This window comes from Demequina sp., from assembly GCF_024642165.1.
In the GTDB taxonomy this organism is placed as follows: Bacteria; Actinomycetota; Actinomycetes; order Actinomycetales; family Demequinaceae; genus Demequina.
This window is the reverse complement of record NZ_JAHEBP010000071.1, coordinates 1-10,646: the sequence shown is the minus strand read 5'-3', so window position 1 is coordinate 10,646 and position 10,646 is coordinate 1. Positions and strand designations below refer to the sequence as shown.

At 71.1% G+C, this 10,646-nt stretch carries 10 protein-coding genes and 4 tRNA genes; 3 read left to right on the top strand and 11 right to left on the bottom strand.

What is annotated here, in order from left to right; all coding sequences use genetic code 11:
* From Q0L54_RS07715 to Q0L54_RS07680, 8 genes are all read right to left on the bottom strand, one after another.
* On the bottom strand, positions 1 to 485 hold a 485-nt coding region (locus Q0L54_RS07715), incomplete at its 3' end, for an HIT domain-containing protein (RefSeq protein ID WP_296666824.1).
* 26 nt (positions 486 to 511) lie between these two features.
* On the bottom strand, positions 512 to 2,518 hold the full coding sequence (thrS, locus tag Q0L54_RS07710; RefSeq protein ID WP_296666822.1) for a threonine--tRNA ligase: 2,007 nt from the start codon (positions 2,516 to 2,518) through the stop codon (positions 512 to 514).
* A gap of 148 nt (positions 2,519 to 2,666) precedes the next feature.
* A complete protein-coding gene (locus Q0L54_RS07705) occupies positions 2,667 to 2,825 on the bottom strand; it encodes an antitoxin (protein WP_296666819.1) in 159 nt (52 codons plus the stop codon).
* 59 nt (positions 2,826 to 2,884) lie between these two features.
* A complete protein-coding gene (locus Q0L54_RS07700) occupies positions 2,885 to 4,120 on the bottom strand; it encodes a phosphotransferase (RefSeq protein ID WP_296666816.1) in 1,236 nt (411 codons plus the stop codon).
* Positions 4,121 to 4,192: 72 nt separating this feature from the next.
* Positions 4,193 to 4,264, bottom strand: a tRNA-Val gene (locus Q0L54_RS07695).
* A gap of 106 nt (positions 4,265 to 4,370) precedes the next feature.
* The gene (locus Q0L54_RS07690; RefSeq protein ID WP_296666813.1) at positions 4,371 to 4,802 is read right to left on the bottom strand and encodes a hypothetical protein; all 432 of its coding nucleotides are present in this window, start codon (positions 4,800 to 4,802) and stop codon (positions 4,371 to 4,373) included.
* A gap of 104 nt (positions 4,803 to 4,906) precedes the next feature.
* On the bottom strand, positions 4,907 to 5,773 hold the full coding sequence (locus tag Q0L54_RS07685) for an aminotransferase class IV (protein WP_296666810.1): 867 nt from the start codon (positions 5,771 to 5,773) through the stop codon (positions 4,907 to 4,909).
* Complete coding sequence (locus Q0L54_RS07680) at positions 5,770 to 6,879, bottom strand: chorismate-binding protein (protein WP_296666808.1); 1,110 nt, start codon at positions 6,877 to 6,879, stop codon at positions 5,770 to 5,772. The genes Q0L54_RS07685 and Q0L54_RS07680 overlap by 4 nt, the downstream gene beginning before the upstream one ends.
* A 152-nt stretch (positions 6,880 to 7,031) precedes the next feature.
* On the opposite strand from Q0L54_RS07680, the gene Q0L54_RS07675 reads away from it, so the two are divergent.
* The 3 genes from Q0L54_RS07675 (at position 7,032) to Q0L54_RS07665 (ending at position 7,287) form a co-directional block, all read left to right on the top strand.
* Positions 7,032 to 7,103: transfer RNA gene (locus Q0L54_RS07675), tRNA-Gly, on the top strand.
* A gap of 33 nt (positions 7,104 to 7,136) precedes the next feature.
* Positions 7,137 to 7,207: transfer RNA gene (locus Q0L54_RS07670), tRNA-Cys, on the top strand.
* A 5-nt stretch (positions 7,208 to 7,212) separates the two neighbouring features.
* Positions 7,213 to 7,287, top strand: a tRNA-Val gene (locus tag Q0L54_RS07665).
* A 60-nt stretch (positions 7,288 to 7,347) separates the two neighbouring features.
* Here Q0L54_RS07665 and Q0L54_RS07660 read toward each other — a convergent pair.
* From Q0L54_RS07660 to Q0L54_RS07650, 3 genes are all read right to left on the bottom strand, one after another.
* Positions 7,348 to 8,769 carry a DUF2252 domain-containing protein gene (locus tag Q0L54_RS07660; protein ID WP_296666805.1) on the bottom strand — a complete coding sequence of 474 codons (1,422 nt, stop codon included), beginning with the start codon at positions 8,767 to 8,769 and terminating at the stop codon, positions 7,348 to 7,350.
* Between the two features lie 87 nt (positions 8,770 to 8,856).
* Entirely contained in the window at positions 8,857 to 10,011 is a 1,155-nt protein-coding gene (fucO, locus tag Q0L54_RS07655) for a lactaldehyde reductase (protein WP_296666803.1), read from the bottom strand.
* 156 nt (positions 10,012 to 10,167) lie between these two features.
* On the bottom strand, positions 10,168 to 10,646 hold a 479-nt coding region (locus Q0L54_RS07650; protein WP_296666801.1), incomplete at its 5' end, for a DUF1684 domain-containing protein.

Here is a 10,646-nt window from a genome sequence, read left to right as displayed (position 1 = left end):
CGCCACGTGTCGTCCAGCAGTTCAGGGACGGCCTTGGTGCGCGCGACGATGGGCAGGAAGTTCGAGTCGCCCTCCCATCGCGGCACGATGTGCTGGTGGAGGTGGGCGGAGATGCCCGCTCCCCCGACGCGTCCCTGGTTGATGCCGATGTTGTAGCCCTGGGGAGCGCTCACCGCGGTCAGCACGTGCATGGCCTTCTGCGTGAGCACCGACATCTCGTCGCGCTCCGCGTCCGTGGCCTCGGTGTACCAGCCGATGTGGCGGTAGGGGCACACCATGAGGTGGCCCGGGTTGTAGGGATACAGGTTGAGCACCACGTAGCAGTGCTCGCCGCGGTGCACCACCAGGTGCTCGCGATCGTCCGCGCCCACCTTCTTGCACAGCGGGCAGGCGGGCGGCTCGTCCGTGGGCTTGGCGCCCTTGACGTAGGCCATGCGGTGCGGGGTCCACAGGCGCTCGAGCCCGTCGGGCTCGCCTCCCATCATCTCCGCGTCCGCCGCCTCCGTCACCGTCAGACCTGCGCCTTCGAGCGCACGGCATCGACGATGCGCGCCACGGCATCGTCGAGCGGCACCTGGTTGTCCTGCGTGCCGTCCCGGAACCGGAAGGACACGGCGCCGGCGTCCTGATCCTCGCCGCCGGCGATGAGCACGAACGGCACCTTCTCCTTGGATGCGGTGCGGATCTTCTTGGGGAAGCGCTCGTCGCTCGCGTCGAGCTCCGCGCGGATGCCCGCGGCTCGCAGCCGCGAGACCAGCTCGCCCAGGTAGTCGTTGAAGGGTTCGGCGACGGGGATCGCGCGTACCTGCACGGGCGCGAGCCACACCGGGAACTGGCCCGCGTAGTGCTCCGTGAGGATCGCGAAGAACCGCTCGATGGAGCCGAACAGCGCGCGGTGGATCATCACCGGCCGCTGCCGCGAGCCGTCGGAGGAGGTGTACTCGAGCTCGAAGCGCTCCGGCAGGTTGAAGTCGAGCTGGATGGTGGACATCTGCCAGGTGCGCCCGATCGCATCGCGCGTCTGGACGGAGATCTTAGGGCCGTAGAAGGCGGCGCCGCCCGGGTCGGGCACCAGTTCGAGGCCGGAGGCGAGACCCACCTCGCGAAGCGTCTCCGTGGCCTCCTCCCAGACGTCGTCGGAGCCCACGAACTTGTCCGGGTTCTTGGTCGACAGCTCGAGGAAGAACTCCTCCAGCCCGTAGTCCTTGAGCAGCCCGAGCACGAACTCGAGCGTGCGGGTGAGCTCGTCCTTCATCTGCTCGCGGGTGCAGTAGATGTGAGCATCGTCCTGGGTGAAGCCGCGCGCCCGGGTGAGGCCGTGCACCACCCCGGACTTCTCGTTGCGGTACACCGTGCCGAACTCGAACATCCGCAGCGGGAGCTCGCGGTAGGACCGCCCGCGCGAGGCGAAGATGAGGTTGTGCATGGGGCAGTTCATGGGCTTGAGGTAGTAGTCCTGGCCCTGCTTGGTCACGTTGCCCGCGGCGTCGCGCTCCTCGTCCATGTGCATGGGCGGGTACATGCCGTCCGCGTACCAGTCGAGGTGGCCCGACGTCTGGAACAGCTGCGCCTTGGTCGCGTGCGGGGTGTAGACGAACTCGTACCCCTCCTCGATGTGGCGCCGGCGGGAGTACTCCTCCATCTCCATGCGCACCACCCCGCCCTTGGGGTGGAACACGGCGAGCCCGGAGCCGATCTCGTCGGGGAAGGAGAAGAGGTCCATCTCGGCGCCCAGGCGGCGGTGGTCGCGGCGCTCTGCCTCGGCGAGCCGCTCCTTGTATGCCGTGAGCTCCTCCTTCGAGGGCCACGCGGTTCCGTAGACGCGCTGCAGCTGGGGGTTCTTCTCCGAGCCCTTCCAGTAGGCGGCCGCGGAACGCATGAGCGACCAGCCGTTCGCGAGCACCCGGGTGCTGGGCACGTGGGGGCCGCGGCACAGGTCCTTCCAGGCGACCTCGCCGCCCCGGCGGACGTTGTCGTAGATGGTGATGTCGCCATCGCCGATCTCCACCGATGCGCCCTCTGCCTGTTGACCGCCTGCTCCCGCGGCGTCGTGGCTGAGGAGCTCGCACTTGTACGGCTCGTGGCCCAGCTCGGCGAACGCCTCGTCACGGGTGACATCGCGGCGCTGGAAGGCCTGGCCCTCCTTCACGATGCGCTGCATGGCCTTCTCGAGCGCCCTGAGGTCCTCGGGGGTGAACGGCTCGGCGACGTCGAAGTCGTAGTAGAAGCCGTTCTCGATGGGCGGGCCCACACCGAGCTTCGCGTCCGGGTTCACCTGCTGCACCGCCTGCGCGAGCACGTGCGCGGTGGAGTGGCGCAGCACCATGAGGCCGTCGGGCTCGGAGACGGGCACCGCCTCGACCACCGCTCCGGCCGGGATCTCGCGGGCGAGGTCCCACAGCGCACCGTCCACGCGCATCACCACCACGTCGCGCCGGTCGCCGAAGAGGTCCGCGCCCGTCGTGCCCGGCTCGAGCTGTCGCTCGTCGCCGTCGATGGTCGCAATGTGGCTGGGCACCGGTGTTCTCCTCGAGTGGTGGGTGACAGGACGATGCTACCGACCCGGGGGCGCCCCGCGGGAACGGCCGCGCCCCGCCAGGGACGCCGCCGGCACACCACGGCGCCCGCCGCCCCGTGAGGGGATGGCGGGCGCCGTAGAGGGGGGATCAGTCCTTGTTGTGGTCCTTGGCCCACTGCTCGGCCTTCGCGACGGGCACGTCGGCGGCGTCGGGTGTGTGCCCGGTGAGCGCCTCGCCCAGCTTCTCCACCGTCTCGTCGTCCGGCAAGGCGTCCTCGGCCTTTTTCTTCAGGTCGTCGATGTCCATCTCTGCCTCCTTCGTTCGAGTGCGGTCGGTACCTCCGACAACGCGGCCGCGGTGCGGCACTATTCCGCCGACGGTCCCGATCGGCGGCCTACCTGGGGTGGCGTGCTCGATCCGCGCAACCCGGCTTCGGTCTCCGCGCGAGACAGCCACCGCTCGGCAAAACTGGGGTCGCCGATCCCTGCCGCGAGCGACAACAGCACCGCGGCGGCACGGAGCGACAGCTCCCGCGGGTCGACCTCCGCCGCGAACACTTGGCGCGTTCGCTCCGCGAGATCGGGGACGTCCGCATACCCCTCGGGATCGAGGTCATGGAGGGTGAGGAGATGCGCCAGCATGCACGCGAGGTCGTCGGCACGGTAGCCGGGTCCCAGGGTGTCGACGTCGATGAGCCCGACGGGAACGGCGGCGGGGTCCTCGGACACGAAGAGGTTGGCGGCGTGGAAGTCCCCATGCGTCGCGACCACGGGTCCCGGCTCCCCCGACGCGCCCCCGATGATTTCCGCAACGACAGCAGAGACGCGGTCCGCGTCCAGACCCGCCGCCACCGCGGCCTCCGCGTAGCGCGATACCTCCTGCGTGGGAGTCGCGCGTCGGTCGAGATCCCGGGCGTCGGGCGGGAGCGACCGGAGTGCGTCGAGCAGCACGCGGGGATCGACCGGCCGGGCGCCCGGCGGCGCCGTCGGGCGGTAGAGACGGGTCGTCAACGCAACTCCCGGAGCCGCAGCAACGAGCACCACGCCATCGCCGAGATCGAGCGCCGCCGGCGCCAGCGCGCACATCTCGTGGCGCGCGAGAAGCGCAGGAGCGCGATCGGGCCGCACCACCTTGACGTACCAGGTCTCGGGGCCTCCCGACTCGCGGAACGTCGCGCGGAGCACGGCTCGCCTCATGGGCCGCAGTACCAGCATCTGGAGTTCCTCCACGCGCGCGTCGCGGCGCCGGACGGCCGCCACTCGCGACTCGAGTGCACGCGCCGAACTGGCGATTGCCAGCCCGGGCAGCGCGGGATCGGCGGGGTGCCGCCAGAGCGTGACCGCGCCGGCCTCGGAGTCCACGCGCACCGCGCCGATGGCGACTCGCGAGGCGTCGTCGATGGCGGCGGTGGTCGCCACCAGGTAGAGGCGCTCACCCGAGGCCACCACGTCGAACGCGACGCTGGTCTCGGCGCCGGGCCGCGCGTGGACCGCATCCACTCGCCACGTCTCGAGGGTTGCGCCGGACGCGGCCATCACTGCCTCCAGCATCGGCTCCGGGGCGTCGCGCAGCTCGCGGGCGACGTCGTGACCGGGAACCATGCAGCCATCTCACCATGGCCGGCGGCGCCTACGGCAAAGCCCCGGCCGTGAACGGCCGGGGCTTCCGGAGAGTGGGCGATACTGGGATCGAACCAGTGACCTCTTCCGTGTGAAGGAAGCGCGCTACCCCTGCGCCAATCGCCCTCGAGCGGTCACCATAGTAGCGCCTCCCGAGCACTCGGACTGCACACCCGTCTGCACCGGAGCGCGATCCTCGCGTCCGGACGGAGGCTCGTCGACCGCGGGCGCCTCAGTCCCCGGACGGGGCGCTGGGCGCGGACTTGGCGGACGGCGCCGACTTGGCGGACGGCGCGGACTTGGCGGACGGCGCGGACTTGGCGGACGGCGCGGACTTGGCGGACGGCGCGGAGGCGGCGGTCGGGCTCGAGGCGATCGTCGTCGTGTCGGCCACTGCGGACGCGGGTGCGACCGCGAACTCCTCGGCCGTCGGCGTCGAGGGCGCCGTCACCTGCGTGGGGGCGGACACCGGCGACACCACGGAGGTGGGCGTCATGGTCGAGCTCACCGCCACCAGCAGGCCCGACGTGTCGGTGACCGGCGGCACCACGACGCCAGTGGCGTCCGGGTCCTCGGTGAGGTTCCCGTCCGCGAACGCGACGCCCGTTCCCGCGACCATCAAGCCGAGCGCACCCGTGACGATCCATGTGACGTTCCTGGACATGTGCCCCCCTCGATCCCGCGCCGGCTCCGGCGCCTTTCCCCGACCATGCCACGGTCGCCCGGCCGTTGGGGAGTGCCGTGAGACGAATCCCACACGGCGTCGCACTAGTGCGGCCGGCGGGGCGCGGGGTCGTTGTCGACGGCGGCTCGCTCGTCGAACACCTGAGCGAGGCGGGTCAACAGCGGACCCGGCTCGAGCATCGTCCCGTCGAGCGCCTCCAAAGGCTGGACGCGGCGCGTCGAGGAGGTGACGGCCGCGAAGGCGTCGCCGGCGACCACCTCGTCGAGCACCCCCATCTCCAGTTCGCCGGGGGCCGCGACGCGCACGGGCACTCCCGCCGCCGCGCCCCATTCGAGGGCGAGCCCACGCGTGATCCCGGGCAGGCAGCCGGATGCCAGCGGCGGCGTCACGATCTCTCCCCCGCGCTCGACCAGCACGTTACTCGCGGTGCCCTCGCACAGGTGGCCGTGGGTGTTGGCCATGAGCGCCTCGTCCGCCCCCTTGGACCGCGCGAACTCCATCATCACCACGTTCTCGCCGTAGGACGTGCTCTTGACGCCGGCCAGCGGCGACCGCTCATTGCGACGCCACGGCACACGCACCGCCCGGCAGGACGTGAGCGCGGGTGAGTCGTTGGCCACCACCACCAACGTGGGGCTGCCGCCACCCCGCGCGCTGCTCATGGGGCCGGGGCCGGAGGTGAGGGTGATCCGCACCCGGGTCAGCCCGGAGCCGGCCGTGAGCACCTCGCCCACGGCCTCCCGCACCTCCTCGGGGTCCACGGGGGTCATGCCCATGCGGGTGGCCGAGTATTCGAGCCGCGCGAGGTGGCGGGCGAGCGCGAACACCCGGCCCCTCACCACCTCCATGGTCTCGAAGACGCCGTCACCGACGGTCAGGCCGTGGTCCTGGGCGGTGACGATGGGCTCGTCCTCGGCGCGCAGGCCCCCGGCCCACACCAGCGTTGTCATGAGGTCATTCTGACCGTCGACGCGAGGCCGATCAACCTACGAGCCTTGAGTTCCGTCTCCTCCCACTCGCCCGCCGCGACGGACCCCCAGGTGATGCCGGCGCCGGTGCCGAAGGACAGGCGTCCGCCCCGCTCAGGGCTCCACGCGAAGGTGCGGATGCCCACCGCGAGCTCCGCCCGGCGCGCATCCGCGTCGATCCAGCCGATGCCGCCGCAGTACGCGCCCCGCGCGACGGGCTCCTCGCGGGCGATGATGCGCAGCGCCGAGGACTTGGGCGCCCCCGACACGGAGCCCGGCGGGAACGTGCCGTCCAGCAGCGCGGGCCACAGCGCCGGCGTCCAGTCGAAGTCGGGCGCGAGCGTCGCCTCGACGGTGGACTGCAGGTGGATCAGCCCGGGGTGCGGATGTTCGGCGAGAAACTCCGGCACGGACACGGACCCCGGGCGGGCCACATGGGAGAGGTCGTTGCGGATGAGGTCGGTGATCATCACGTTCTCCGCCTCGTCCTTGGGCAGCATCGCGGTGCCGGGCGCCGCGGTGCCCTTGATCGGGCTCGAGCGCACCGTGGAGCCGTCCACCCCGAGATAGAGCTCCGGGGACGCGGAGACCACCCACGCCCCGGGCCACGCGTGGGTGCGCGGAATGACGATCCGGGAGGCGTAGCGCGCCGGGTTGCCGGTGGCGAGACGATGCGCAAGGGCCACGGCGTCCGGTCCCGGCTGGGGCGCGGGCAGGGACGCCTCGAGCATGCGACACAGATTGACCTGGTAGACCTCTCCGTCGCGGATGTCGTGGCGGATGCGCCCCACGCCCGCCATATAGGTCGCCCGATCCAACGAGGTGGCCCAATCACCGGGATCCGGCCCCTCCCACTCGCGCCCGGGGGCGGGCTCGGGCTCGGGCACCGCATCGTCCGTGTCGCGGGTGACAGCGGCCATCCGCCAGGCGTCGAGACGGCCCTCGAACGTGGCGACCACCACCCAGAATCCGCCGGCGGAGACGCGCTCGCCGTGGGCGGCGAGATCCACGTGCTCAACCGGCTCGGAGGCCCGGACGCCGCGGAACGCGGCACTGCCGGCCCGTCTCGGATCGTCCTCCCACTTCACGTGGACCACGCTACTGGCGCGCCCGCCGGGGCGCTGCCAGGCGGCATGTGGGAACGGGTGGCGACACGCGCTCCAGGCAGGGCCTTCCGATTTGGATACACGCGCGAAAGTCCGCTAAGGTCTATCTCTGGTCAGGGCAATCGCCCCGACACGCGGACGTGGCTCAGTGGTAGAGCATCACCTTGCCAAGGTGAGGGTCGCGGGTTCGAATCCCGTCGTCCGCTCGTAGGTCGGATGCCAACCAGGTGTTGGCGCTCGGTGGGTTGGCCGAGAGGCGAGGCAGCGGCCTGCAAAGCCGTATACACGGGTTCGAATCCCGTACCCACCTCGCATGGGCGATTGGCGCAGCGGTAGCGCGCTTCCCTGACACGGAAGAGGTCACTGGTTCGATCCCAGTATCGCCCACCACGTGCGACGAGCCCCGGACAGCGTCCGGGGCTCGTCGCGTCTCATGGCACGGGAGCGCGGCTACGCCGACTCCTCGATCGGCATCCGTCCGGCCCTGACCGCCGCCGCCAATGCCTGATGATCCGCTTCCGTCTGGTCGGCGTAGGCCTGAGCGAAGCGGGCCATCGCGCGGTCCACGTTGTCCCCCGCCCCCAGGTAGCCGGCGATCATCGACGCGCCGCTGGTGCGGGCATGCCCCTTCGCGAGCAGATGCCCGGCGATGCCCGCATAGTCGGCCAGGGCACGGGGCTTGATCGCGTCGAGCGCGACCGAGCCCTTCATGTTCCGGAACTGCCGGACATAGAACTGGCGATCGTCCACCGTGGTCCAGCCCAGCAACGGATCGCTCACCGTCTGGAGTGCCTGCTGGTACTCGACCACGCGCTCGCCCTGGTGCCGGTGCCAGGCGTTGTCGCCGTGGACGTGCCGCGCCAGGACAGAGCGCCGCGCCTGCTTGAGCTGGAGGAAGATCACATCGTCGGGACTCGACCCCTCGAGCAGAGCGACGTACGCGCGCAGCCCCACGGAGCCGACCCCGACCACCTTGTGCGCCACGTCGACCAGCGTGTAGCCGCCGAGGACCCGTCGCCAGTGCGGGTCGAGCGTGGTCAAGTACTCGTCGAGGCCTTCGGCGAGCATGTCCGCCTCGGCGAAGGGAAGCCGGGTGATGAGCGGCGGCTCCTCGACGATCTGCCTATTGCCGTGGCGCTCCGTGGTGAACCGGGGCAGTGCACGGTCCGAGGTGCGGCCGCGCGCCCGACGTGCGGCGCGCTCGAGCTCGTCGGCCAGCGTGCTGTCGGGCGAGTGCTCGCGCACTCGCGCGGCGTCGATCCGCTCGAACGAGCGCGTGAACAGCGGCTCCTCGGCCAGGTAGCGGATCTCCGATCGGTACGCGGACGCGCAGGACAGCACCGCCGTCTCGCACTCGTCTTCGGAGGCACCGTTCTCCCTGCCCGCGACCCACGTGCTCGCGACCAGTCGGCGCAGGTCCCACTCCCATGCCCCGGGGTGGGCCTCGTCGAAGTCGTTGAGGTCGAGCACCAGATCCTGCTCAGGCGACGCGTAGAAGCCCACGTTGCCCAGGTGCGCATCCCCGCACACCACCGGGGTGATACCGGTGGCCGGCAGCGCCGCCACGTCCTGGGCCATCACCACCGCCGATCCCCGCAGGAACCCGTAGGGCGAGGCCACCATGCGGCCCACCCGGACCGGGATCAGCTCGGGCACCCTGCCCTCGTGGTTCTGCTCCACCAGGGCGATGGGATCGCGACCTGCGCTCGCCGCACTCCATTCGCCCAGCGTCGAGCGCGGAACCTGCTTGCGCAGCGCACGTCCCATCGCGTAGCGCTCGGCCCGGCTGTCGGGACGCCGGCGCAGCGAGGCGTAGGCGTCCCGATCCGTGCTCGTGAGGACGTGATGACCGTCGGCCCCGCGGTGGTCCACGCTCGGCTCCTCCCCGCCCGGCTCCGGCGACCGGCGACGCCACCATCTTGGCAGGGTGGTGCGCCGGACCGCGGGGTCGGACGGGGGTCAGGCGAACAGCGAGCGGTACAGCGTCTCGAGCTGCTGAACGCTGGCGGCGCGGGGGTTGCCACCCGCGCACACGTCGTCGAACGCGGCCTGCGCCAGCGCCGGGACGTCCTCGGACAGCGCGCCGATGGCCTCGAGCGTGGTGGGGTTGCCCAGGTCGCGGGTGAGGGCGGCCACCGCCGCGACCGCGGCCTCGCGTGCCTGGTCGAGCGGCAGGGAGTAGGCGCCGTCGACGCCGAACGCAGCGGCGATGTCGCGGTACTTCTCCCCCGACTCCGGGGCGTTGAAGGCCATCACGGGAGCCAGCAGGATGCCGTTCGCCACTCCGTGCGGCGCCGAGTAGAAAGCGCCCAGGGGATGGGCCATCGCGTGGACGATACCAAGGCCCACGTTCGAGTAGCCCATGCCCGCCACGTACTGCGCGAGCGCCATGCGCTCCATCGCCTCCGCATCGCCGTCGGCGGCCTCCCGCAGCGAGGTGGCGATCATCTGAATCGCCTTGAGGTGGAACAGATCGGAGAGCTCCCACGCGGCCTGCGTGATGTAGCCCTCGATGGCGTGAGTGAGGGCATCCAGGCCGGTCGCCACCTTGAGGCCGCGCGGCGCGGTCGCCATCATCTCGGCATCCACGATGGCGAGGATCGGGATGTCGTGCGGGTCGACGCAGACGAACTTGCGGTTGTTCTCGACGTCGGTGATGACGTAGTTGATGGTGGTCTCCGAGGCCGTGCCCGCCGTGGTGGGGATCGCGATGATGGGCACCGACGGCTTGGTGGTGGGCGCCACGCCCTCGAGCGAGCGGACATCGGCGAATTCCGGGTTCGCCGTGATGATGCCGATCGCCTTGCACGTGTCCTGCGGCGATCCGCCGCCGACCGCGATCAGCACATCGGCGCCGGAGGCGGCGAAGGCGGCCACTCCCGCCTGCACATTCTCGATGGGCGGGTTGGGAACCACCCGGTCGTAGACCTCGTACGGGAAGCCCGCGGCGTCCAGCAGCGCGGTCACCTTCCCTGTGACGCCGGTCTCGATGAGCACCCGGTCCGAGACCACGAAGGCCTTGCTGAATCCGCGTGCGGCGAGCTCCTGGGGAACCACCTCGATCGCGCCCGCTCCGAAGTAGGCCGTCTGGTTCCAGATCATCCGATGTGCCACGGTGCACCTCCACGTCAGGGTCGGCATGGACCCGATGTCGACGGGGCCGGTCGACCCCCTGGGGTGAATCGTTTCAAACCGATGGGAGTCTGGCGTGGGACGGAGGTCCCGTGGCGGTGCCGACATCGCGGCCGGGGCGCCTGCCCGGCCGCGCGCCTAGTCGACGGGCACGTAGAGCTCGCCCGCCTCGACGGGTGTCGCCAGCGAGTTGCCGGCACCGGGCAGCGGGCACACCCAGTCCGAGGAATAGGCGCACGACGGCTGGTATGCGAAGTTGAGGTCGATCACCAGCGACCCGGAGTCGCCGCCCAGATCGGCGCCTTTGACGGTGTCCAGCACGTAGCGACCGCCGCCGTAGCTGCGCGGAGAGGCGTCGCGCAACGGGACGAACAGCCCGCCGCCGTACGAGTCCAACCACCAGACATCGAGACCTCCGATCCCGGGCATCTCGACGCGCCCCACCCGCTCGAACGGGACCACGCCGTCCGATGCGGTGGGCACCTCGCGCCGCTCGGGATCGGCCGGGAGCACCGGAACCACGAAGCGGAACGCGGGATCGTAGGGCGCCACCTCGGGAATGAACGATGCGCGCGCATGGTCGGGCACCGGCGAGGCGGGGTGGTCGCGGAGCAGGG